Annotated in this window: 21 protein-coding genes; 9 read left to right on the top strand and 12 right to left on the bottom strand. The window is 63.5% G+C overall.

Going from position 1 to position 21,267, the window contains the following annotated elements; translation table 11 throughout:
* Nucleotides 1-28: 28 nt before the first annotated feature.
* From ACK8CP_RS07510 to ACK8CP_RS07500, 3 genes are read right to left on the bottom strand one after another with little or no spacing between them, the layout of a single operon-like run.
* Nucleotides 29-832, bottom strand: a complete 804-nt coding sequence (locus ACK8CP_RS07510) for a transglutaminase family protein (RefSeq protein WP_234627673.1) — start codon at nucleotides 830-832, stop codon at nucleotides 29-31.
* Between the two features lie 2 nt (nucleotides 833-834).
* Nucleotides 835-1,788 (bottom strand): alpha-E domain-containing protein, encoded by a 954-nt coding sequence (locus ACK8CP_RS07505; protein ID WP_414833840.1) that lies wholly within the window; start codon nucleotides 1,786-1,788, stop codon nucleotides 835-837.
* Between the two features lie 54 nt (nucleotides 1,789-1,842).
* Entirely contained in the window at nucleotides 1,843-3,291 is a 1,449-nt protein-coding gene (locus ACK8CP_RS07500) for a circularly permuted type 2 ATP-grasp protein (protein WP_414833839.1), read from the bottom strand.
* A gap of 242 nt (nucleotides 3,292-3,533) precedes the next feature.
* On the opposite strand from ACK8CP_RS07500, the gene ACK8CP_RS07495 reads away from it, so the two are divergent.
* From ACK8CP_RS07495 to ACK8CP_RS07485, 3 genes are all read left to right on the top strand, one after another.
* A complete protein-coding gene (locus ACK8CP_RS07495) occupies nucleotides 3,534-3,959 on the top strand; it encodes a L,D-transpeptidase (protein ID WP_414833838.1) in 426 nt (141 codons plus the stop codon).
* A gap of 83 nt (nucleotides 3,960-4,042) precedes the next feature.
* Nucleotides 4,043-4,801, top strand: a complete 759-nt coding sequence (locus ACK8CP_RS07490) for an alpha/beta fold hydrolase (protein ID WP_414833837.1) — start codon at nucleotides 4,043-4,045, stop codon at nucleotides 4,799-4,801.
* 181 nt (nucleotides 4,802-4,982) lie between these two features.
* Nucleotides 4,983-6,239, top strand: a complete 1,257-nt coding sequence (locus tag ACK8CP_RS07485) for a c-type cytochrome (RefSeq protein WP_234627677.1) — start codon at nucleotides 4,983-4,985, stop codon at nucleotides 6,237-6,239.
* A 39-nt stretch (nucleotides 6,240-6,278) separates the two neighbouring features.
* On the opposite strand, the gene ACK8CP_RS07480 is transcribed toward ACK8CP_RS07485, so the two are convergent.
* Complete coding sequence (locus ACK8CP_RS07480; protein WP_414833836.1) at nucleotides 6,279-6,755, bottom strand: YbaK/EbsC family protein; 477 nt, start codon at nucleotides 6,753-6,755, stop codon at nucleotides 6,279-6,281.
* A gap of 111 nt (nucleotides 6,756-6,866) precedes the next feature.
* Here ACK8CP_RS07480 and ACK8CP_RS07475 point away from each other — a divergent pair, with 111 nt between their 5' ends.
* Nucleotides 6,867-7,442 carry a hypothetical protein gene (locus ACK8CP_RS07475; RefSeq protein WP_414833835.1) on the top strand — a complete coding sequence of 192 codons (576 nt, stop codon included), beginning with the start codon at nucleotides 6,867-6,869 and terminating at the stop codon, nucleotides 7,440-7,442.
* Here the strand turns inward: ACK8CP_RS07475 and ACK8CP_RS07470 are convergent.
* Nucleotides 7,429-8,352: a metallophosphoesterase family protein gene (locus tag ACK8CP_RS07470; RefSeq protein ID WP_414833834.1), complete on the bottom strand. Its 924-nt coding sequence runs from the start codon at nucleotides 8,350-8,352 to the stop codon at nucleotides 7,429-7,431. The two genes, ACK8CP_RS07475 and ACK8CP_RS07470, sit on opposite strands and share 14 nt — an antisense overlap.
* Nucleotides 8,353-8,531: 179 nt before the next feature.
* Here ACK8CP_RS07470 and ACK8CP_RS07465 point away from each other — a divergent pair, with 179 nt between their 5' ends.
* Nucleotides 8,532-8,930: an NUDIX domain-containing protein gene (locus ACK8CP_RS07465; protein WP_414834208.1), complete on the top strand. Its 399-nt coding sequence runs from the start codon at nucleotides 8,532-8,534 to the stop codon at nucleotides 8,928-8,930.
* Between the two features lie 29 nt (nucleotides 8,931-8,959).
* Here the strand turns inward: ACK8CP_RS07465 and ACK8CP_RS07460 are convergent, their stop codons facing one another.
* A complete protein-coding gene (locus ACK8CP_RS07460; RefSeq protein ID WP_234627681.1) occupies nucleotides 8,960-9,955 on the bottom strand; it encodes a glutathione S-transferase family protein in 996 nt (331 codons plus the stop codon).
* Nucleotides 9,956-10,409: 454 nt separating this feature from the next.
* On the opposite strand from ACK8CP_RS07460, the gene ACK8CP_RS07455 reads away from it, so the two are divergent.
* Nucleotides 10,410-10,904: a GNAT family N-acetyltransferase gene (locus tag ACK8CP_RS07455; protein WP_414833833.1), complete on the top strand. Its 495-nt coding sequence runs from the start codon at nucleotides 10,410-10,412 to the stop codon at nucleotides 10,902-10,904.
* Nucleotides 10,905-10,987: 83 nt separating this feature from the next.
* Here ACK8CP_RS07455 and ACK8CP_RS07450 read toward each other — a convergent pair whose 3' ends face one another.
* The 5 genes from ACK8CP_RS07450 to ACK8CP_RS07430 all read right to left on the bottom strand — a co-directional run bounded on the left by ACK8CP_RS07450 (nucleotide 10,988) and on the right by ACK8CP_RS07430 (nucleotide 18,391).
* Nucleotides 10,988-11,482, bottom strand: coding sequence for a bacterioferritin (locus tag ACK8CP_RS07450; protein ID WP_234627683.1), 495 nt, complete (start codon nucleotides 11,480-11,482; stop codon nucleotides 10,988-10,990).
* Between the two features lie 129 nt (nucleotides 11,483-11,611).
* A complete protein-coding gene (locus ACK8CP_RS07445; protein WP_414833832.1) occupies nucleotides 11,612-13,678 on the bottom strand; it encodes a hypothetical protein in 2,067 nt (688 codons plus the stop codon).
* Nucleotides 13,675-16,485, bottom strand: coding sequence for a DUF4159 domain-containing protein (locus ACK8CP_RS07440; protein ID WP_414833831.1), 2,811 nt, complete (start codon nucleotides 16,483-16,485; stop codon nucleotides 13,675-13,677). The genes ACK8CP_RS07445 and ACK8CP_RS07440 overlap by 4 nt, the downstream gene beginning before the upstream one ends.
* Nucleotides 16,482-17,381: a DUF58 domain-containing protein gene (locus ACK8CP_RS07435; RefSeq protein WP_414833830.1), complete on the bottom strand. Its 900-nt coding sequence runs from the start codon at nucleotides 17,379-17,381 to the stop codon at nucleotides 16,482-16,484. Before ACK8CP_RS07435 ends, ACK8CP_RS07440 begins: the two co-directional genes overlap by 4 nt.
* A gap of 5 nt (nucleotides 17,382-17,386) precedes the next feature.
* A complete protein-coding gene (locus ACK8CP_RS07430; protein ID WP_128293784.1) occupies nucleotides 17,387-18,391 on the bottom strand; it encodes an AAA family ATPase in 1,005 nt (334 codons plus the stop codon).
* Between the two features lie 127 nt (nucleotides 18,392-18,518).
* Here ACK8CP_RS07430 and ACK8CP_RS07425 point away from each other — a divergent pair, with 127 nt between their 5' ends.
* The 3 genes from ACK8CP_RS07425 to ACK8CP_RS07415 are packed head-to-tail and all read left to right on the top strand — an operon-like array spanning nucleotide 18,519 to nucleotide 20,979.
* A complete protein-coding gene (locus ACK8CP_RS07425; RefSeq protein ID WP_414833829.1) occupies nucleotides 18,519-19,106 on the top strand; it encodes a DUF1285 domain-containing protein in 588 nt (195 codons plus the stop codon).
* Between the two features lie 5 nt (nucleotides 19,107-19,111).
* A complete protein-coding gene (locus ACK8CP_RS07420; RefSeq protein ID WP_414833828.1) occupies nucleotides 19,112-19,750 on the top strand; it encodes an NUDIX hydrolase in 639 nt (212 codons plus the stop codon).
* On the top strand, nucleotides 19,747-20,979 hold the full coding sequence (locus tag ACK8CP_RS07415) for a CCA tRNA nucleotidyltransferase (protein WP_414833827.1): 1,233 nt from the start codon (nucleotides 19,747-19,749) through the stop codon (nucleotides 20,977-20,979). Before ACK8CP_RS07420 ends, ACK8CP_RS07415 begins: the two co-directional genes overlap by 4 nt.
* A gap of 82 nt (nucleotides 20,980-21,061) precedes the next feature.
* Here ACK8CP_RS07415 and ACK8CP_RS07410 read toward each other — a convergent pair whose 3' ends face one another.
* Entirely contained in the window at nucleotides 21,062-21,235 is a 174-nt protein-coding gene (locus ACK8CP_RS07410; RefSeq protein ID WP_234627689.1) for a DUF1059 domain-containing protein, read from the bottom strand.
* Nucleotides 21,236-21,267 lie beyond the last annotated feature (32 nt).

Raw genomic sequence — 21,267 nt, 5'->3', positions numbered from 1 at the left:
TCCGCTTCTCCGGGGCAGCCCGCGCTCGCTATTGCTGCTGCTGTTCGACGACGACGTCTACGGACAGAATTTCTTCGCCCGCCTGTCGATGTAAGCCGACTATAGGCGCGGCGGCACGCGCGTCGAGGCCGCAGGCGAGACGGACATAATTTTCCGTTGGGCAGATGCCGTTGGCAACGTCGAAGCCCACCCAGCCGAGTTCCGGCACGAAGGCCTCCGCCCAGGCATGGTGTGCGACGGCGGGTGCCTCGTCGTCGAGCCTGAGATAGCCGGTCACATAGCGGGCCGGCACCTCCAGAGACCGTGCGGCAGCGCAGAAGATGTGGGTATAATCCTGGCAGACGCCGAAACCGGCCGCGAAAGCATCCGCTGCGCTGGTCCCCGAATGGCTCGCATCGGTATCGAAACTCATGTGATCGCCGATCACCGACATCAGGCTGTGCAACAGGGAGAGGCGGTCGTCGCCTCTTGCATTGCGCGCGATCTTGCGAATCGGAGGGGAGGCTTCCGTACTGGCGGTGCTGCGCAGGAAAGACGCCGGATTGGCAGCTTCGGGCGGGCGCCCCGTCACGCCGCCGGTATCCTTCGTGACCACCACGCCTTCGGCAATGATGGATAGTGACTCAAGCGGCTGGTCCTGCGTGACGAGATGCGTGACATTGCCGAAACCGTCCGTATAGCTCGCCGCCTCGTCGATGCCGGGAGCCTCGATGCGCCATTCCTCGACCATCTGTGAGGCATTCGCGCGGGCCGTCAGGCGCAGCCGCTGGATGGCGTAGCGACCGGCGGCCGCGTAATGATAGTTGGTGACGTGCCGGATCTTGAGCCGCATGGTCAGGCCGCCTGCTCGAAGCAGTAATCGACCGCGAGGTTCCCGGTGACGCGGTTGTTGCGATCGATGAAGTCGGTGAGAAATTCGTGCAGGCCGGCTTGAAAAATATCGGCCATCTGGCTGCTCTTCAGAAGCTGATGGGTGCTGCGAATGAGCTCCGCGGCGCTGAGTTCTGGGTGTTGGCGTTCAATCAGCCCGTCGATCGTGACGTTGAGCCAGTCATAGCAGAAACGCAGGGATCGCGGCATTTCCGGCCGCAGGATCAAGAACTCAGCGACGCGCCAGGGGCGGTAATCTTCGTGGAAGACGTGCCGGTAGGAGCGCTGCGCCGAAACGGCTCTGAGGATCGTCTCCCATTGATAGGTGTCGATTGCGCCGCCAACCGCCTGGTGATCCGGCAGTAGGAGGTAATATTTCACGTCGACGATCCGTGCCGTGTTGTCGGCCCGCTCCATGAAGGCGCCGAGCTGGCTGAAGTAATAGCCCTCGTCGCGCAGGACCGTGCCGAGAAGAGCACCCCGGAACTGCGCCGTGCGGTGGCGCACCCAATCCAGAAAATCTGGCAGCCGGGCATTCGTCATGGATTGGGGAGACACCGCCTGCAGGGCGATCCAGGTATCGTTCAACGATTCCCACATGTCGCGGGTGAGCTTGGTGCGCACGATACGGGCGTTGTTGCGCGCGGACGTGAGACACGATTTGACCGACGATGCGTTGCGTTCGTCGAACAGCAGGAAGTTGATCGCGTCCTCGCCGGTGATTTCGTCGTGGATGGAGAGATAGCTTTCGAGAACGCCCGCGCTTTTGAGCGTCGAGAGCCATTCTTCCTTGTGACCGCCGCCGACTTTCGGGGTGAGCGAGATGCGAAACCCGGCCTCGCAGAGGCGTGAGATATTCTCTGCCCGCTCGATATAGCGAGACATCCAGAAGAGGCTCGAAGCGACGCGGCTCAGCATGATGACAGATCCCTGGGGCGCAGGCATCCGGTGCGACGCAGGCGAGGGGTCCTCTCATTCATCGGTCAGCACCCAAGTGTCCTTGGTGCCGCCGCCCTGGGAGGAATTGACGACGAGCGAGCCCTTCTTGAGCGCCACGCGCGTAAGCCCCCCCGCGACGATGCGCACACGGTCGCTGACGAGACTGAAAGGCCTCAGATCGACGTGGCGGGGCGCGACGCCCGATTTTGTGAAGGCCGGGCAGGCAGACAGAGCGAGTGTCGGCTGGGCGATGTAGTTCGAGGGCCGTGCCTTCAGAATCCGGCGGAACTTCTCGATCTGCTTCTTCGAAGACGTTGGTCCCACGAGCATGCCGTAGCCGCCTGACCCATGAACCTCTTTGACGACGAGTTCCGGGAGATGGTCGAGGACGTAGGACAGGGCCTCCGGCTCGGCGCAGCGCCAGGTCGGAACGTTCTGCAGAATGGGCTTCTGACCCGTATAGAACTCGACGATCTCCGGCACCCAGGAATAGATTGCCTTGTCGTCGGCGATGCCGGTGCCTGGCGCATTGACGATGGTGACGGCGCCGGCCCGGTAGAGATCCATGAGCCCCGGCACGCCCAGAATGGAATCCGGCCGGAAGGTCAGGGGATCGAGGAACTCGTCGTCGATGCGCCGGTAGACGACATGCACCCGCATCGGCCCTCGCGTCGTGCGCATGTAAAGCGCCCCGCCGGAGACGAAGAGATCCTGTCCCTCCACGAGTTCGACCCCCATCTGGTCGGCGAGGAAGGAATGCTCGAAATAGGCCGAGTTGTGGATGCCGGGCGTCAGCACCACGATCGTCGTTTCTTCGGGCGCGACCGGCGACACGGCTTCGAGCGTCTGGCGCAGAAGCTCCGGATAATGCTGCACGGGCGCGACGCAATGGCGGGCAAAAAGCTCCGGGAAGAGGTGCAGCATCGCCTCCCTGTTCTCCAACATGTAGGAGACGCCGGAAGGTGTGCGCAGATTGTCTTCCAAAACGAAGAAATCGTGCGGCCCCGTGCGCACGATATCGGTGCCGACAATGTGGCTGAAGACGCCGAGCGGCGGTCGATGCCCGATCATTTCCGGCAGAAACGCGTCGTTGCGCAGAACGATATCTGCCGGAATGCGGCCGGCGCGGATGATCTCCTGCCGGTTGTAGATGTCGAGGAGGAAGGCGTTGAGCGCTCGCACCCGTTGTTCGATGCCGCGTTCGAGAAGGCGCCATTCGGACGCCGATATGATGCGGGGAATGAGATCGAACGGGATCAGGCGTTCCAGCGTGTCGTTGGAACCGTAGACTGCAAAGGTGATGCCGAGGCGTCGGAAAATCGATTCCGCCTCGGCCCGCTTGCGCCTCAACTCACGAGATGGCTGTTGTTCGAGCCACTCGGAGAGAGTCACGTAATGGCCCCGCGGTGCCCCTTCGGGCCCGATCATTTCGTTGAAGATGATCTCACGCGCTAAGCCGCGCTGGCCGACTGTCTGTTCCATGCTGTGCGATGAGGCTAGCCAATGCGTCGCGAGCCGTCACGCATAAAAAGCGCGCACACTTTGCCGAAAAGTGAGCTGTGCGACCTCAGCGTGTCACGCCCGGGCCGCGCTTCGCCTTCTTTGCGCTCGCTTAACGGTAGCAGAAATTGGCTGCGCACAGCACTTTATAGGCATTAGAAATTGTGTCTAGACTGAGGCGAAGTGCGGCAAAGTTGTGGTGTGGCCGCCGTCTGGAGGGCGTGATGCGCTTTGCCGCTCTGATGATCGTGTGTCTTCTGGCCCTACCCCTTACGGCGGGGGCAGCGGGAGCGGGAGTGACCGCCCGCATCGATCTCTCTGCACAAAAGATGCGCGTCTATAGCAACGGGCGGCTCGCCTATACGTGGGCCGTCTCGACCGCGCGCAAGGGCTATCGCACACCCACGGGGACATACCGCCCGCAGCGGATGCATAGGATGTGGTATTCGCGCAAATACGATATGTCGCCGATGCCGTATTCGATCTTCTTTCGCGGCGGGTACGCGATCCACGGCACCAACTCCGTGCGCAGCCTCGGGCGCCCCGCCTCGCATGGCTGTGTGCGCCTGCATCCGGCGAACGCCCGCAAGCTGTACAATCTCGTCAAAAACAGCGGACCGAAGAACACGCGCATCATCATCGACTGGTGAGGTCCTTTCCTGCGGCGGCGCCTTCCGGGCTTCGCTGAAAAGCGGTAAGCCCTTCGCAAGAAAAAGGGGGAGGGGCCGGAGACATGTCGTCCTTGTTCGTGCGCCGGGTTGGACAGAACGATGGGATCCCCGTCGTTCTCTTGCATGGTTTTGCGGGCTCGCACCGGACGTGGGATGATGTCTGCGCCGAATTGGGGCGTGAGAGATCGATCCTTCTTTATGATCTTCCCGGGCATGCGGCGTCGCTCGCCTATCCTGAGCTCGGCCATGCCGTGACGGCGGCCCGCGCCGTGCGGGCGGACCTGGCCGAACGCGCGCCAGACGGCTTCCATCTCGCCGGTCATTCGATGGGGGGTGCGGCCGCGGCGCTCATCGCGCTGAAGGAGCCGGAAAAGACACGTTCCTTGACGCTTCTTGCCCCGGGTGGATTTGGTCCGGCGGTGAACCACCGCGCTTTGGCCCATTATGCGGCGGCCCGCGGCTCTGAGGAGATGCGCCGGGTGCTCGAGGAATTTGTCGGCTTTCGTGCCGAGCTGTCTGACGACCTGATCCTCCGGCTCTCGGCCGAGCGCGAGGTGCCGGGCGCGGGCGAGGCGCTTGTGGCGATTTCTGAGACGTTGCACGCCGGCGGAGCCCAGAAGATGCTGCCGCTTGAGGCGATCGCGGCTCTTCCTTGCCCTCTGAAGCTCTTATGGGGAGAACAAGATCGGATTTTGCCAGCGTCACAGGCCCGCGGGCTGCCGGGGGTGATCGGCGTGCACCTCTTTGCGGATAGCGGTCACATGCTGCCGTGGGAAATTCCGTCAGCAGCGGCGAGACTTATCTCGGAGAACAGCCGCTAGCATCGGGCAATCCTGCTGCTGAGTTGGCGAAGCAATGCGGCGCGTGAAGTCGAAATTCTGCGCCGCAATTCCGCCTTTTAGCGGCCGAAAAGTGGCCAAAACCCCGGAACGCGGCGGGACGGAGCGCGTTTGAGCCCTAGTTTAGCCGACATCAACAACCTCCCAGCGCTGCCTTCCCGCCATGAAAAAATTCTTCCCTGACCGACTGTCGTTATGGATTGGTCCGCTCGGCACGACCGCAGTTGCGGTCGCTCTTGTTGCCGTCATCGTGCTCGTCTCGGGCATCATCAATCTGGCCGCATCGATCCCTCATCCTGAGGGATGGGCGAACATCCTCCATTACGGCATGAAGCGGGCGGTCGCCTTTCACGCGGGGGATATGAAGGAGCCCGACGATTTCGATGCCGACTGGAGGGTCGCGCAAGGTGCCGCACATTACGGCCATGTCTGCGTGTCGTGTCACGGCGCTCCTGAGCTCGGCCAGAACGCTGTCGCCTTGCAGCTGCGGCCCCGTCCGCAATACCTGGTCGAGGCTGTTGATCAGCTGAGCAACAAGGAGCTCGCCTGGATCGTTCTGCACGGCGTCAAGTACACGGCAATGCCCGCCTGGACCGATGCCGACCGCGAGGATGAAGCCTGGTCGATGGCGGCCTTCCTGCGCAAGCTGCCGGACATGGATTACGCCACCTACCGCGATCTCGCTTACGGGCAGGGACGGTCGATCACCAAGAAGCTCAATGTCGAGTTCGGCGATCACTTTCCGGATACACGCTCGGATGCCGCGAAGCGGGCCGAATATCGCTCCAGCACGCCTGCCAGCGGCTTTCTGGAATTCGCCATGCAGGACGCCCTGCTTCCGATGTGCGGTCGTTGTCATGGTGAGGATGGGACAGGGCGCGGCCTCGGCGCATTTCCGAACCTCGCCATGCAGAACGAGCAATACCTGAAGAAGTCGCTTGAGGCCTATGCGAGCGGCGAGCGCCACAGTGGCTTCATGCGTCCGGTCGCCACGCAATTGTCGCAGCCGCAGATCGAGGCTCTCGCCAAATACTATGCCTCGCAGCCGGACGTTGCCGCGCCGGGGGCGGACAAGCTCGATCCGGCGCTCGTCGAAAAAGGCCGCGAGATCGCCCATGATGGCGTGCCATCCCGGAAGGTCGCCGCTTGCCTCTCCTGCCACGAGCAGACGAAGTTCACGTCTCGCGTCTTCCCCAATCTGAGCGGCCAGTATGCGACCTATACGGAGAACCAGTTGAAGCTCTTCGCGAAGAACGATCGCGGCAATGTCGGAGATTACAATCCGATGGACGAGCTCTCCCATGCCTTGACGGATGAGGAGATGAAGGCTGTGGCAGCTTACTTCCAGACCGTGGAGCCGGGTTCTCTCGTCAACGACACCACGCAACCAGAAGCTGGCGGCACCGGACAGGCTGGCTGAGGCCGGTCGAGTGGGGAGGGGAGTGGTACGCCATTCCCCTCAATCCATACGGATGACCTTGGCGCCAGTCGCCTCTTTGAGCTTGTGCGGCGCGACTTCGAAGACGGCGTTCGGCGCGCCCGCTGCTGCCCAGACGGAATCGAAGGCGAGAAGGTCTTCGTCGATATAGGTGGCGAGAGGAGAAATCGAGCCGAGCGGCGCCACGCCTCCGATCGCAAAACCCGTCAGCTCGCGCACGGCGCGCGCATCGACGCGCTCGAGCGCTTCGCCGAGCCGTTCCGCCATCTTCTTCTCGTTGACGCGATTCTCGCCGGAGACGAGGAGAAGCACCGGCTCGCCGCTTTCGGCTTTCTTGAAGATCAAGGATTTCACGATCTGCGCAACGCTCGTGCCGCAGGCTTTTGCGGCATCTTCGGCGGTGCGGGTCGTGTCCGGCATGCGCTCGATGGAGATATCGATCCCGGCCGCTCGTGCTGCCTCTTCGACACGATCGCTGCTTCTCGCCGTTGACGCCATTCCATTTGCCTTTCTTTAACCATAGATAGCAGTGGAGACTGCGTGTCGGTGCCTGCCGCCACGGAGGCTTTCTGGTAGCCTCCGCTCACAGTCCGCGAAAGGGGAGCGAGGATGAACACGGTGCCAGCGACCGGGGCGACCGTTCGGAAGCTGCAGGAACGCATTCGTGAGGCGCGGATTCGCGAATCGGACCGGATGGACGGAATCGTCGATCTGAGAGAGACGGAACGCGCACGCCTCGAGCTTCTCGCGGAAGAAATGGCGGGTGTCGCCGAGGAACTCCCCGAGCGCGACCGGGATCGCTTCCTGCTGTCGATTCTGCCCGGTGATCCGCCGCGCTACTGGGTCGATGCGACGAGCTTCGTGATGATGGGGCGCGACAAGCGCACCTTTCGTTTTCTCCAAGACACGCTGAACGGGCGCATTGTTCTCGCCGAGGCGAATGATGCGGGGAAGATGGCGGACCGTGTCACCACGCATCTGGCGGAGCGCATCGTCGAGCGCGAACGCGCGCTGGCAGCCGATGATGTGGAGATGGCGCGTCACCGCAGGCTTGCGGATGCGCGACAGATCCAGAATCACGCGCGCTCCCGCCTGTCCGGGTTTTGGGTTTTTCTCGCCTTCATCATCGGCATCATTGTCGGCGCGTCGGCGCTTCTCGTCTATGCCTGGGTTACGGTCGCTTGATGTCGAACTGAACCCGCATCGCCTCCTTCACGCCGCCGCTTTCATCGAGACAGCGGTGAATGACCGTGAGGTGCCAGCAATCGGGGCTCTCCTCGACTTCGTGTAAGGCGTAGCCGCCCGATTTTGGTCCCGCAGAGGGCCCGCTGCTGCCGGCCGGCACGCCAATGACGGGAACCGTGCCGTGCGGCCCGCGAATGGCGGTCACCGCGCGGATGTGATCATGGCCGTGGAGGACGAGTTCGGCACCGAAGCGCTCGACTGCGCGGCGCAGCCTGTATCCGTCCGTCAGTCGCCGAAGTGCCCGGCCTGGATCGATCAGCTTGGGCGGATGGTGCACCAGGACGACGCGGAAAAGCCTTTCGTCCCGAGCTTCCTGAAGCAAGGCTTCCAGGCGCGCCGTCTGTCTGCGGCCAAGGCGCCCGGTCGCCATGAAAGGCGCCGATGCGACCGCCGAGGAAAGGCCGATGATGGCGACATTGCCCTTGCGCCGCATGAACGGGAAAATCGCCCGGTCGACATGTTCCGCGTCGTCCGTTTCGTCGATGTCGCCGCGCATCCATGGTGCCCACAGCGCGCGGTAGCGATGATGCGCACGCGGCACATAGGCGTCATGATTGCCCGGAATGGCCGTCACCTTCGCCGGTGGCCCAAGCGCCTGCAGCCACAGCCGCGCGTTCTCGAATTCCTGCCGGAGCGCGAGGTTGGTGAGATCGCCCGTGACCACGATATGGTCGGGATCGGCATCGACGATGTCGGTCGTGAGAAGGTCGAGACTGCCTTCGGTCATCGCCTGCTTGCGGTTCTGCCGCCAGTTGACATAGCCGATGATGCGCTTGGAGGCGAGTTCGCGAAGACGCGGCTGCGGCAGGGCCGGCAGATGCACGTCGGAGATATGCGCAAGGCGGAACATGGTTTCGCCTATCGCGCTATGAGTGTCTGTGCAATGGCTTGAAACTTTGCCACCGCCGGACGCGCATGCGACAGTTCTGAGAGGAGGTGACGATGACGAAGCGACGCCTGCCGCAGCTCGACATCATCCAGCAACTGGCCCAAAAGGCATTGCTGACCTATGGGCGAGTGTCTCGTGGTATGACGCTTGGTGTGCGTGCCGCGATGATCGCCGATGGACACGTCTTTCTCGTTCGCCACACCTACATGCCTGGTTGGTATCTGCCTGGCGGCGGCGTCGAATCGGGCGAAACGCTCCTTCAGGCTTTGACCAGGGAAGTGCGCGAGGAGGCTGGAGCGGAGCTCGACGGGCCTGCGGAGCTTTTCGGCATCTACCGCAATGCTCGGGCGCACCCGAACGACCATGTCGCGCTTTACGTCTGCCGCAGCTGGAAAGACTTCGGTGTCGATCCGAGGGGTGCTGAGATCGCAGACATCGGCACGTTTCCATTGGACAATCTGCCGGACAATACGACGCCCGCCACCCGTGCACGCATTGCCGAAATGGCAGGCGCCGTAGCGCCTGCGCAGGATTGGTGAACCTATAACGCCAGTCTTTGGGAGACGCGTCAGTCTTTCGGGATTCCTTCGCCCGGAAACCGGTCCCGATTATGCGGAGAATCAAGCACCAAAAGCGGTCCGAGCGGTACGATGCGCGTCGGATTGATGTTGGCGTGGCTGTAATAGTAATGCCGCTTGATATGCGTGAAGTTGACCGTCTCTTTCACGCCGTGGATCTGATAGAGATCCCGCAGATATCCCGACAGATTTGAATAGTCGGAAATGCGGCGCTTGTTGCACTTGAAGTGCCCGTAATAAACGGCGTCGAAGCGCACCAGCGTCGTGAAGAGACGCCAGTCGGCTTCCGTCAGGCGATCGCCGACGAGGAAGCGCTGGTCGTCGAGGCGCTGATCGATCTCGTCGAGCGTGTTGAAGAGGGCTTTGTAGTTCTCTTCGTAAACCGCCTGTTTGGTCGCAAAGCCCGCTTTGTAGACGCCGTTGTTGACGGTCTCGTAGACCTGAGCATTGATCTCGTCGATCGCCGCCCGCTCGTTTTTCGGATAAAAATCGAGATCGGCGCGCGCCCCGACACCGTCGAAGGCCGAATTGAACATGCGGATGATCTCCGCAGATTCGTTGGAGACGATGGTCTCCTGTTCCTTGTCCCACAGGACCGGAACGGTGACGCGACCGCTGTAATCCGATTTCGCCTTCAGATAGACCTCGTAAAGGCGCCTGAGGCCGTAGAGGTGGTCGGGATGCTCGTCGTCGAAGATCCAGCCTTCGGAGAGCATGAGCGGACTGACGATCGACACGCCGATCATGTCCGTCAGCCCCTTGAGGCGGCGGAAGATCAGCGTGCGGTGCGCCCACGGACAGGCGAGAGACACATAGAGATGATAGCGGCCGGGTTCGGCCTTGAAGCCACCTTTGCCTGAGGGACCGGCTTCGCCATCGGGTGTCACCCAATTGCGGAAGATCGAAGCTTCACGCTCGAACTTTCCGCCGGTCTTCTCGGTGTCGTACCACTGGTCCTGCCAGACGCCGTCGACCAACAAACCCATGAATTTCTCCCGTTCCCCGCTATGGGGCATCTCTGCGTCTTAAAGAAGCTCGGCCGGATCGACCAGACGTGTTTGGCCATCGGCGCTGCCCAAACATGTGGTGCGGGGCCGGGAAGACAAAGAGCTTAGTTATCCTGAGCGACTGCCTGCGGCGGTTGTGTTTGCACGAGAAGCCGGAGGTCTGCTCCGGCTTTGCCTGCTCACCCCGGACAGTGCGGCCGAAGGTTCGTTGTCTTTGAGGCTCGAAAACGCGGTGTTGCCCACAGCAGCGCAATGCGAGAACTCGTTGAAAGGGTGCGAGGCGTGTGATAGAGGGCGCGCCCATGTATCGGACCATGTATCGGACATCGAAGATTCTGCGCCTCCGATGAGGCTCGTTCCGCCGCTCAGGGAGCGGCGGTTTCATGCTGCGCGATGAGCCGCGGCCATCCTCCTTCGAAAGCCAGCTGAGCCCATGTCCGATATTTTGATCCGGCCGGAAGCGCCGGACGACGATCCTGCCATCTCAACCCTTGTTGCAAACGCCTTCGGGCCGGGCGCCTATGCGCGGGCCGCGTTTCGCGTGCGCGAGCAGGCGCCGCACGATCCAGCCTTGTCATTCGTCGTCGATCTCGACGGAGAGCTCGCCGCTTCTGTCCGACTGACGCCGATCGTCATCGGCTCGTGCGAAGGCAGGCTTCTCGGGCCCCTCGTGGTCGATCCGCCTTTGAAGAGCCGCGGTTACGGCAAGGCCCTCGTGCGCCACGCCTTGGCGGAGGCTCGCACCCTCGGTATCCGCTATGTGCTCCTGGTCGGCGATCCGCCCTATTACGGTCCGCTCGGTTTTGCGCCACTGCCACCGGGGCGGGTGAAGATGCCGGGACCATGCGATCCGCGGCGGCTCCTGGTCGCGGAGCTGGAGGAGGGGATCGCGGCCTCTTTGGCGGGCATCGTCGTCGGACGGCCCTAACGCACGCCTCAGCAAGCAAAAGCCCGCCCGCAATTTTTGCGGACGGGCGATCGTTGAAAACTCTCAAAAATGACTGAGAGAGATCAGTCGTCGTCTTCTTCGACGGCTGCGGAAGACACCTGGCGTGAGATGTAGAGCTGCATGCCCAGCATCTCGATCAGGTCCTGCTGCTCTTCGACGAAGTCGACATGCTCTTCTTCGTCACCGAGAATCGTCATGAACAGATTGAAGCTGCCGATATCCCCGGCTTCCTGGCACTCCCGTGCCGCCTTGTTGTAATACTCGATCGCCTCTTCTTCCATTTCGAGCTGCGTCTGGAAGATATGAGCGATGTCTTTCGGCTGATCGATCTTGTCGAGCGTGTGGACGTCCGGCTTGCCCTCCAGGAAGAGCAGGCGGGTGAGGAAGAGATTGGCATGCTCGCGCTCTTCGTCGATCTCTTCACGCATACGCTTCGCAAGGCGATCGACGCCCCAATCGTCCAGCTTGCGCTCCTGCAGGATGTAGGTGTTGACAGTCGTCAACTCCATCGTGAGAGCGCGCTGGAGATGCTTCAGGGAAACGTCTGGCCCTTTCATCGCAAAATTCCTTTCATGTGCAAATTTGGGATAGCCGTAGGGGGTGAGGCAAAACCGAACTTAGGACGCTTCGCCGATCGGCCAACGCCGAACCGGCAGACCGCGACGATCTGAGCCAGTTTTTTTGGCTCAGCGTCCTTCGCGCCACCACAATGAGGCAAAGACGCCGAGGAGAAGGGCAAGGCCCATCAAGCCGCCGAAGAGCGGCAGGCGATCGACGCTCTTTAGGATCGTTGCGTCGCTGCGCTTGAGGCCGATCCAACCGGAACCTGCGGCACTGGCCCGCCGAGAGACCGCGGCAATGCGGGGAATGTTGCCATTGTTGGAGGCAAGCCGGACGACACCCCCGCCCGTCGCTTCGGCGATCGGGGCGAGCTTGTCCGGTGTGCTGACGACCTCCCGGAACTCCACGGGGTCTGCGACGCCGATATGGGCGAGCGCACTCATTTTGCCGTCGCTGACCTTGTAGAGGCCAAGAGAAGCGTTATCGATGCGCCCTCGCCAAAGACCGGGTTCCGCCTCGGTCATGGGGACCGGATTGGTTTTGTCGTCCGGTCCCGTCGCCGTGATTTCGGGCTTCTCGGAACCGAGCGTCTGTCGCTCCACGACCAGGCTGTTGCCCTCCGCGCGCGCTGTCAGCGCTTCTTCTTCAAGCTCCGGTTCGCCCATCAGCCAGTGCACGATCCGTCTGAGGAGCGCGCCGTGCGGGCCGCCGCCTTCGAAGCCTCGCGCCCAGAGCCAGGCCTGATCGGAGAGAAGCATGGCGATACGCCCTTCGTTCTCATGTGCGAGAACCAGGAGCGGCTTGCCGTCCTGGCCTTTGAGGGCGACGTCGCCGGCCGTGACGTCCGTATCGATGAGGCGGAACCAGCGGCTCCAGCTCGGCGGGGAGGTATCCCCGCCGGGCAGGTCGCGGGTCACCGGATGCTTGCGTCCGAGTTCGGTGATCTCCGCCCGGTAAGGCGCCTCTGTCACGTTCCCGGTCGGGGCCGCCGGCAAAATGCCGCCGAGGGGCGTGGAATAAAGGCTCGCCGTCGAGGCGTAATCGGGCCCCGCCGCAATCAGCACCGCCCCGCCATCGCGCACATACCGGGCGATGTTGTCGAAGTAGAGGATCGGCAGCACGCCTCGCCGCTGATAGCGGTCGAAGATGATGAGATCGAACTCATCGATCTTTTCCGCAAAGAGCTCACGTGTCGGGAACGCGATCAACGACAATTCGTGGATGGGCGTCCCGTCCTGCTTTTCCGGCGGACGCAGGATGGTGAAGTGGACGAGGTCGACGGCCGCGTCGGATTTCAGGATGTTGCGCCAGGTGCGCTCGCCGGCATGGGGCTCGCCGGAGACGAGAAGCACGCGCAAATGCTCGCGCACCACGTCGATATCGGCGACGGCGACATTGTTGTCCGTGGTGAGCTCGCCCTCGGCCGCTTCGACCTCGAGTTCCACGATCGTGCGTCCCGCATGCTCGATCGGAAGGTCGATAATCTGACTTTCACCGACCACCGCCATGTCTGTCGCGACCTCGCGCCCATCGATGCGCAGCGTCACGCGCACAAGACTTCCCGGAGAAAGCCGCGGATCGATGACACGGTAGGTGATGGTCTGGTCTTCGCCCAGGATGGCAAAACGCGGCGCCCGTTCAAGCACGATGCGCCGGTCGTATTCGTCTTCCTCGCCGGTGATGAGAGCATGGACAGGAGCGTTGAAGCCGAGGCTTTCGGGAGACGAGGGGGTGTCGTGGACGATGCCGTCGGTCACCATGATCGCGCCGCCGAGGCGACCGGGCGGCACGTCGTCGACCGCCTTGGAGAGAGCGCCGAAAAGCGCCGTGCCGCTGTCGTCCGAGGCGTCGCCGACATGGACCTCGCGCACTTCGAAGCCCGAGAGCGAGCCGATGCGCTCTTTGAGCTGTGCGACGGCCTGCTCGGTCTGCGCACGCCGCCCGCCGATCCCCTGGCTGCCGCTGTCGTCGACCACGACGGCCACGACAGACGGCAGGGGCTCGCGTTCCTCTCTCTCAAGGACTGGGTTTGTGAGAGCGAAGACGAGAAGTGCGCCGGCAAGAAGCCGCAAAAAGGCGCCGGACAGACGGCGAAACAAGACGTAGAGAGCGACGACGAGAAGAAGGCCGCCAAGCCCGCCAATGAGCCACCAGGGCAGAAGCGGCTCGAGGTGAAAGACGAAATTGTTCATTGGCCGAGGCGCTCCAAGAGCGCCGGAATGTGGACCTGATCGGCTTTGTAATTCCCGGTCAGAGTGTACATGACGATGTTGACGCCGGCGCGGAACGCCATTTCACGCTGGCGCTGGTCACCGGGAATGGTCGGATAGAGAAAGCTGTTGTCGGCTGAGATCGCCCAGGCCGCGGCAAAGTCGTTGCCCGTGATCAGGATCGGCGAGACACCGTCGCCGCCGCGGGCCGGCCGTCCCGTATCGTCCGGCTGATCGGCGATCGCCTCCACCCAGAGCTGCGACTGGTCCCAGCGGCCCGGAAACGTGCTGAGGAGATAGAAAGCCTTGGTCAGAACGTGGTCGGGCGGCACCGGCTGCAAGGCCGGCACGTCGATCTCGGACAGGATCTGCCGCAGGGCCTGCGTTTCCGGCGTGGCGCTGAGCGCCGAGTTTGGCATTGGATTGCCGGCGTCTCGCGTATCGAAGAGGATCGTGCCGCCGTTCTGCATATAGGCGTCGACCTTCGCCATCACCTCCGCCGAAGGTGGTGTCTGGCCCGCACTCATCGGCCAGTAGATGAGCGCGTAGAAGGAGAGCTCGTCGGTCGCGAGGTCGAGCCCGACCGGCTGCCCGGGTTCAAGCGCGGTCCGCCCCGCGAGGTATTCGGTCAGGCCTCTGAGCCCCGCCCGGCTGGTTTCGTCCACGAGTGTGTCGCCGGTGATGACGTAGGCGAGCCTGGTTTCGAGCGTGCCGGCAAGTGCATCTTCCACCGAGACTTCCTGCGCAGAGACTGTGTTCGGTGCAGCGATCGCGACCAGGGCTGCCAGCGCGAGGCCAGCGGTCACCGCACGCCGGGGAATGAGCCGACCGGACAGCGCCAGGACCGCGAGACCGTCGAGCGCGGCAAGAAGGGCGGCAATGGCGAGGATCCACGGCCACAGGGGCTTCGCCCGTTCGGGCGTGAGCGAGCCGACACGCCCTGACCAGCCGATGGTGTTGGGATCGAGCGGGGTCAGATCCGTTTCGTCGGTCACCGTATTCAGGGCGCGAATATCGCCACCGCGCTCGTAGAGGCCCGGGGGCGTGATGGCGCTTGCGGTTGCCGCATCGATGTCCGCGACGAGAGCGGCCTTTGATCCCGGCGGGCGCAGGCGTCCGTAGCCGTCAAGCACCGAGGCGGGCTTCCAGGGCGAACTGCGCGACGGTGCGCGTGCGGGTGTCGGCGCGATTTCGCCGGAGGCCATATTCTCCGGCGGCAGGCGAACGGAAGGCTCGGCCGTATCGACGATCGCACGCAGCATGTCCACGAAGGCGCCGGAGATCGGCAGGTTCGACCAGCGGGGATCTGCGGTCACATGGAAGAGGATGATGCGGCCCTGACCGCGTGTGACGGCCGTGATGAGGGGTGTACCATCGGAAAGCTCCGCCCAGGTCTCTGCCTGCGGCAGCGAGCGCGGTTCGGCCAGGATCTGGCGACGGATGCGCACATCGGCCGGGATTTCGATGGTACGGAAGGGGCTTTCCGGCGAAAGCCGACCGATTGCCTGCGGTTCCTCCCAGGACAGCGAACCGCCGAGTGCGCGCTCACCTTCGCGAAGTTCAACGGGCAGAAGCTCAGGATCGCTCGCGCCGATATTCGGGCTCGCGAAGCGCAGCAGCGTGCCGCCGGCCGCAATCCACCGGCGCAGCTTGTCGACGGTCTCCGGCGGCAGATTGCCCGTCTGGGTGAAGACGAGCACGGAGACGCCTGTGGTCAAAAGCTTGTCGATCGCCTGGGGCGAGGTCTTACCGCTTTGCTCTTTGATGTCCGTATAAGGCGACAAAGCCCGCTCCACATAGGTGAGGGGGGCAAGAAGCGGTTGTGCCGCATCGCCCGCTTCTCCGGCGATCAGGCCGACGGATTTGCGGCGCCAGCGTCCGTCGAGGAGTTGCACGGCACCTGCGCTCTCCGTGCCGACGATTTCAAACCGCGCGATTTCGTTGCGCATTTCCGTCGGAAGCTGAATTTCCACGTCCGTATCGGTATCAGCTGCAAGGTTCGTCTCAGTGTCGACGAGACGGCGGCCTTCGCTGTCGAAGCCGGCGAGTGTGATGCCGGCGGCCGGCCCGATGCGGCTCACGCGCACGTCGGCGCGGTCGGCGGCGTTGCGGGGCGGACGCAGGACGGAGAGTGCGGCGGGCGCCGTAATGAGGAGCGGATCCGCATCGATGGCCTTAAGGGCCGCCGCGAAACTGCCGCCATCGCCACCGTCGAGAACCGAGCCGATCCACACGACTTCCGCGGAGTTGGCCGGAAAGAGCTCGGCGAGCCTGTCCGCAAGCGCCTGACGGTTGGCGGGGAAGGGCTCGGGTTCGATCGCGGCCAGGCGTCTTGCCGCCTTGCTTGGGGAGGTCGGCGCGAGATTGGCGTTGGCCTCGCCGGCACTTGCCGCGATCGCGACGGGGCGGTCGCCACGTCCGGCCTCGTCGATCAGCCTGGCGGCGACGTCGCGGCGCGTCGCGAAGTCCGGAGCGCTGTCCCAGCCGTTGTCGAGGATGATGAGAAGCGGCCCTTGCCGGGTTTCCGCGAGATTGGCGGAGGGTTGCAGTGCGGGCCGCGCGAGAGCCAGGATGATGAGTGCGGCAAGCAAAAGCCGCAGCGCGGTCAGCCACCAGGGTGTGCGCCGCGGTGTCCGTTGCTCTTCCTGGATGCCGAAGAGAATGCGCGTCGGAGGAAAGATCTCCCGCGTCGGCCGCGGCGGCGTGAGGCGCAGGATGAACCACAAGAGCGGCAGCGCGGCAAACGCTGCAAGCATCCAGGGTGAGAGAAACGCGAAATTGGCGATCATGCGCTCAAGCGTCGTTCGCTCGGGCCGGCCAGGCTCGACTGCAGAACGAGAAGCCCTTCCGAGGCGGGACGGTCCGTATGGTGCACGCTGAATGAGAAACCGGCCTGCTGGGCGAGGCGGGCGATCTCATGGCGATGCGCAAGGAGACGGGCGCGATAGCCTTCCTTGAGAAGGTCGGCGCGCTCCGCGAGCCAGGTGCCGCCGGTCTCCGGATCTTCGAATTCGAGGCGCCCGCCGTAAGGAAAGGTCTCTTCGGCCGGGTCGAGAATTTGCAGAAGGTGAAGACGGGCCGTCTTTTCGGCCGCATGACGGAAGCGTTCGTGGATCGTCTCGGGATCGGTGAGAAAATCGCTGACGATGACGACGTCGGAAAGCGGTTTGATCGGCGCAGTCGTCGGCCAGTCGTCGGCGAGGTCGCCACGCAGCAGCGCTTCGGCAAAGCGCTCCGGCAGGTCGCGCCCGGGACGGGCCGAGACAAGGCCAGGTATGCCGACGCGTTCACCGCCGCGCCCCAAGAGCTCCGCGAGCGCCAGAATGAGAATAAGCGCGCGCTCGGCCTTTTCCTGTGTCGCAAGCCGCGAGCGAAAGCGCATGGAAGGCGAAAGGTCGGGCCACAGCCAGACCGTCTGCACCGCCTCCCATTCGCGTTCGCGGACAAACAGGTGATGGTCGCGCGCGGACCGTCGCCAGTCGATGCGCTTCGCCGGTTCGCCGGGCTGATAGGAGCGGTATTGCCAGAAGGTTTCGCCGGTGCCCGGCCTGCGCCTGCCATGCGATCCGAACATCGCATTGGCGGCCACGCGATGGGCGGCGACCAGAAGGTCGGGCAGGCGTGCGGCAAGGCTTCGCGCGTCGGCGACCGATCCGGTGTGATGAGAGGGAGCGCCAGCTGCCATCGGCGTCAGAGGGCCTGCTCGATAGCCCGACGAATGATGTCCTGGACGCTCATGCCGTCGGCACGTGCGGCGAAGGTGACGGCCATTCGGTGCTGCAGGATCGGCAGAGCGAGTGCTTCGACATCGTCGAGCGAGGGGGCAAGGCGACCGTCGAGAAGGGCGCGAGCACGAACCGTCACCATCAGCGCCTGGCTGGCGCGCGGACCCGGCCCCCAGGCGATTCGGTCGGCCATTTCGGGCTGGGCTTCGTCGGGGCGTACGGAGCGCACGAGTTTAAGGATCGCATCGATGATGCCGTCGCCGACCGGCATGCGCCGCACCAGCGATTGGATCGCCATCAATTGCTCGGCGTCGAGGACGGTCTCCGTCACCGCGTTGTGGGCGCCGGTCGTCTCAAGCAGCATCCGCCTTTCCGATTGAAGATCGGGATAGAGGATGTCGATCTGCATCAAAAAACGGTCGAGCTGGGCTTCGGGAAGCGGATAGGTGCCTTCCTGCTCCAGCGGGTTCTGCGTCGCGAGCACATGGAAAGGCTGCGGCAGGTCGTGGCGTTGCCCCGCGATCGTCACATGCTGCTCCTGCATGGCCTGCAGAAGCGCCGATTGCGTCCGCGGGCTGGCGCGGTTGATTTCATCGGCCATAAGGAGCTGAGCGAAGATCGGGCCGCGGATGAAACGAAAGGCGCGCCGTCCGTCACCACTTTCTTCCAGAACTTCCGCCCCCAGAATATCGGACGGCATCAGATCCGGCGTGAACTGAATGCGCCGGGCATGGAGCCCAAGCACGGTGCCGAGCGTTTCCACGAGCTTGGTCTTGGCGAGGCCCGGCACGCCGACGAGAACGCCATGTCCGCCCGACAGAAGCGTGATGAGGGCTCGCTCGACCACGACGTCCTGACCATAAATCACCCGGCCGATCGCCTCGCGCACCTGACCGAGCAGGTCGACGGTCTTCTCCGCCTCGCGGACGATCTCGTCCGGATTGGTTTCTGGCTGCGTCATTGCACTCATTAGGCCTGATCCGTGGTTGCCGGTTGCCGCATCTGCCCCACACCTTCGTTTTCATGGCCGATTGTGTCATGCCGGGGGCGAAGAGATCTCAGCCTTTACAGATTAAGAGATGGACCGGAACGGGGCGATGGAAAGAGGAACAAAGAAAGGTGAACTGCCGCCGGGCCTCGCCGAGCTCATGCGCCGCGCCGGTGAAGGAGCTCCTGCGCGTCCGGTGGAAAAGTGGGATCCGCCCCATTGCGGTGTCATCGACATGCGCATCGCCGCGGATGGAACCTGGTTCTATATGGGCACACCCATGACGCGGCCGGCACTCGTCCGACTTTTCGCCTCGGTGCTGAAACGTGAGCCGGACGGCGAATACGTGCTCGTGACACCCGTGGAGAAGGTCGGCATCCATGTCGATGATGCGCCCTTTCTGGCTGTCGAAATGGCTGTGGACGGAGAGGCGGATGAGCGAAGGCTCACCTTCCGAACCAATGTCGACGACGTCGTCACGGCCGATGCCACGCATCCCATCCGATTCGCCATCGAGCCGCACACGCTCGGCGTGAAGCCCTATGTGACCGTTCGGGCGGGGCTGGAGGCGCTTCTCACGCGCGCGCTCACGCACGACCTCGTCGATCTGGCGCAGGAGCGAGAAGGCGCTCTTGGCCTGATATCCGCCGGGGCGTTCTTCTCACTGCCGGAACTCCCCGAAGACGGCGCAGGATGACTTTTGTGAAGGAAACGATTCCCTATACGGCGGACGAATTTCGCCGGCGTGCCGAAAACGCCTTCGCGGCGGAGGCCCATGCCCCGCGCGAATATGGCGACCACAGCATCAATCCTGAGCTTGCTGCCATGTTCGCAGCGATGAAGCGGCGCGATGCGGCCGTCCTCGTCCCCGTCGTCGATTACCCCGGCGAAGCGAGTGTGATCCTGACCCAGCGCACGGAACGCTTGAGCAGCCATGCCGGGCAGGTCGCCTTTCCCGGCGGCAAGATCGATCCCGGCGAGACGGCCGAGGAAGCGGCGCTCCGCGAGGCGGAAGAGGAGATCGGCCTTCGGCCTTCGGCCGTCGAAGTGGTTCTGCGCGCGCCGGATTATCTGACAGCCTCCGGCTTTCGCATTGCTCCGGTTTTGGCGGTCGTGAAACCCGGCCAGCCGCTCAGTCTCAACCCGCATGAGGTGGCGGCGGCCTTCGAGACCCCGCTCGCCTTTCTGATGGATTCAAGCAACCACCGTAAGAAGAGCCGCATCTGGCAAGGCCGTGCGCGCTACTTTTTCGAAATGCCCTGGCACGACCGATACATTTGGGGCGTTACGGCCGGCATCATCAGGATGCTCGCCGACGAGCTTTATGGAGAGAAGATTTGAAACTGCCGAGCCTTGCCGGCCATCCCTTTCTCGACGCGCCGGCGCTGAAGCGGGTGATGCACGCTTTGAAGAGCGAGGAGGGGGCGACGCGCATCGTCGGGGGTGCCGTGCGCAACGCGCTTCTGGGTGAGCCCGTCGGCGACATCGACATGGCGACGGTTCTGCGGCCCGAAGACGTCGTGACGGCGGCAGAAGACGCGGGGCTGAAAAGCGTGCCGACCGGCATCGAGCACGGCACGGTGACGGTGATCGCCGAAGGCCACCCTTTCGAAGTGACGACGCTGCGGGCCGATGTGGAGACCGACGGCCGCCATGCGGTCGTGCGCTTCACGGAGGATTGGGCTGAAGACGCAGGCCGACGCGATTTCACGCTGAACGCGCTTTACTGCGATGCGAGCGGCCACGTCTTCGACCCGCTCGGCGGCTATCCCGACCTTGCCGCGCGCAATATCCGCTTCGTCGGCGACCCCGAAGAGCGCATCCGCGAGGATTATCTGCGCATCCTGCGGTTTTTTCGCTTTTTCGCCTGGTATGGAGATGGGCGGCCCGATGCCGAAGGGCTGAAAGCCTGTTCGAGGTTGAAGGCCGGCATCGCCGTGCTGTCGGCCGAGCGCGTCTGGTCGGAATTGAAAAGACTGCTCGGCGCGCCCGATCCTTCGCGCGCCCTGCGCTGGATGCGTATCACCGGCACGCTCGACAAGGCGCTTCCGGAAAATTGGGGCATCGATGCGATCGAGCGGGTGGTTGCCGCCGAACGTGCCGAGGAGATCCCGCCCGATCCGCTCCTGAGGCTCATGGCGATCATCCCGCCGCACCGCGCCCGCATCGATCAGCTTGCGAGCCGTCTGCGTCTGGCGCGGAAGGAAACGGAGCGTCTCGTCTCCTGGGCAGATACACCCGAGCCGGAGAGCGAGCTTTCTGAAGCGCTGCTGGCGCGCCGGGCGTATTCTGCGGGTCGCCGCGCGCTCACGGATCGGCTGTTTTTGGCGCTCGCCCGTGACAGGGAGAAGGGGGATGAGAGCGCAGTCGCGGCGCGCAAGCGCCAGCTCGCCTTCGTGCGCGATTATGAGCGACCGACATTCCCACTGAGCGGCAAGGATCTGCTGGCCGCAGGCCATCAACCGGGCCCGGAGCTCGGCAAACTTCTCAACGAGTTGGAAGAGCGTTGGCTAGAGGTTGATTTCGCGATCACGCGCGAGGAGCTGTTGGCGCTGGCTCACCGGCAATAATGCCCATAGCGGCACCGCATTCGGCCATGCGGTGCCGGGCCTCTCTAAGGTGTTGCTTGGAAGAGTCGTCGTGTGGGGACGATTATTCCTCGTGCACCTTGGCTTTGACCTTTTCCACCATCTTCGGCGTCATCTCCATGCCCGGATGGGCACTGCGCACATGCTCGGAGACCTTCTGCAGAAGCTCCGCTTCCGTTTCGGCGCGGGCCTTGTAGGTGCAGCCGGGAACGAGTTCCCCACAGGTGATCGTCTTCATGGCTTCCTCCTTGCCTTGATGACATCGGACTT

The sequence above is a fragment of the Afifella sp. YEN Y35 genome (assembly GCF_047553465.1).
GTDB classification, from domain to species: Bacteria; Pseudomonadota; Alphaproteobacteria; order Rhizobiales; family Afifellaceae; genus Afifella; species Afifella aestuarii.
This window is presented reverse-complemented; position numbering and strand designations above follow the sequence as displayed.

What these genes read in the sequence shown, in the direction of transcription:
- ACK8CP_RS07510 (WP_234627673.1), bottom strand. Translation starts at nt 832, where the DNA reads ATGCGGCTCAAGATCCGGCACGTCACCAACTATCATTACGCGGCCGCC.
- ACK8CP_RS07505 (WP_414833840.1), bottom strand. Translation starts at nt 1,788, where the DNA reads ATGCTGAGCCGCGTCGCTTCGAGCCTCTTCTGGATGTCTCGCTATATC.
- ACK8CP_RS07500 (WP_414833839.1), bottom strand. Translation starts at nt 3,291, where the DNA reads ATGGAACAGACAGTCGGCCAGCGCGGCTTAGCGCGTGAGATCATCTTC.
- ACK8CP_RS07495 (WP_414833838.1), top strand. Translation starts at nt 3,534, where the DNA reads ATGCGCTTTGCCGCTCTGATGATCGTGTGTCTTCTGGCCCTACCCCTT.
- ACK8CP_RS07490 (WP_414833837.1), top strand. Translation starts at nt 4,043, where the DNA reads ATGTCGTCCTTGTTCGTGCGCCGGGTTGGACAGAACGATGGGATCCCC.
- ACK8CP_RS07485 (WP_234627677.1), top strand. Translation starts at nt 4,983, where the DNA reads ATGAAAAAATTCTTCCCTGACCGACTGTCGTTATGGATTGGTCCGCTC.
- ACK8CP_RS07480 (WP_414833836.1), bottom strand. Translation starts at nt 6,755, where the DNA reads ATGGCGTCAACGGCGAGAAGCAGCGATCGTGTCGAAGAGGCAGCACGA.
- ACK8CP_RS07475 (WP_414833835.1), top strand. Translation starts at nt 6,867, where the DNA reads ATGAACACGGTGCCAGCGACCGGGGCGACCGTTCGGAAGCTGCAGGAA.
- ACK8CP_RS07470 (WP_414833834.1), bottom strand. Translation starts at nt 8,352, where the DNA reads ATGTTCCGCCTTGCGCATATCTCCGACGTGCATCTGCCGGCCCTGCCG.
- ACK8CP_RS07465 (WP_414834208.1), top strand. Translation starts at nt 8,532, where the DNA reads ATGACGCTTGGTGTGCGTGCCGCGATGATCGCCGATGGACACGTCTTT.
- ACK8CP_RS07460 (WP_234627681.1), bottom strand. Translation starts at nt 9,955, where the DNA reads ATGGGTTTGTTGGTCGACGGCGTCTGGCAGGACCAGTGGTACGACACC.
- ACK8CP_RS07455 (WP_414833833.1), top strand. Translation starts at nt 10,410, where the DNA reads ATGTCCGATATTTTGATCCGGCCGGAAGCGCCGGACGACGATCCTGCC.
- ACK8CP_RS07450 (WP_234627683.1), bottom strand. Translation starts at nt 11,482, where the DNA reads ATGAAAGGGCCAGACGTTTCCCTGAAGCATCTCCAGCGCGCTCTCACG.
- ACK8CP_RS07445 (WP_414833832.1), bottom strand. Translation starts at nt 13,678, where the DNA reads ATGAACAATTTCGTCTTTCACCTCGAGCCGCTTCTGCCCTGGTGGCTC.
- ACK8CP_RS07440 (WP_414833831.1), bottom strand. Translation starts at nt 16,485, where the DNA reads ATGATCGCCAATTTCGCGTTTCTCTCACCCTGGATGCTTGCAGCGTTT.
- ACK8CP_RS07435 (WP_414833830.1), bottom strand. Translation starts at nt 17,381, where the DNA reads ATGGCAGCTGGCGCTCCCTCTCATCACACCGGATCGGTCGCCGACGCG.
- ACK8CP_RS07430 (WP_128293784.1), bottom strand. Translation starts at nt 18,391, where the DNA reads ATGAGTGCAATGACGCAGCCAGAAACCAATCCGGACGAGATCGTCCGC.
- ACK8CP_RS07425 (WP_414833829.1), top strand. Translation starts at nt 18,519, where the DNA reads ATGGAAAGAGGAACAAAGAAAGGTGAACTGCCGCCGGGCCTCGCCGAG.
- ACK8CP_RS07410 (WP_234627689.1), bottom strand. Translation starts at nt 21,235, where the DNA reads ATGAAGACGATCACCTGTGGGGAACTCGTTCCCGGCTGCACCTACAAG.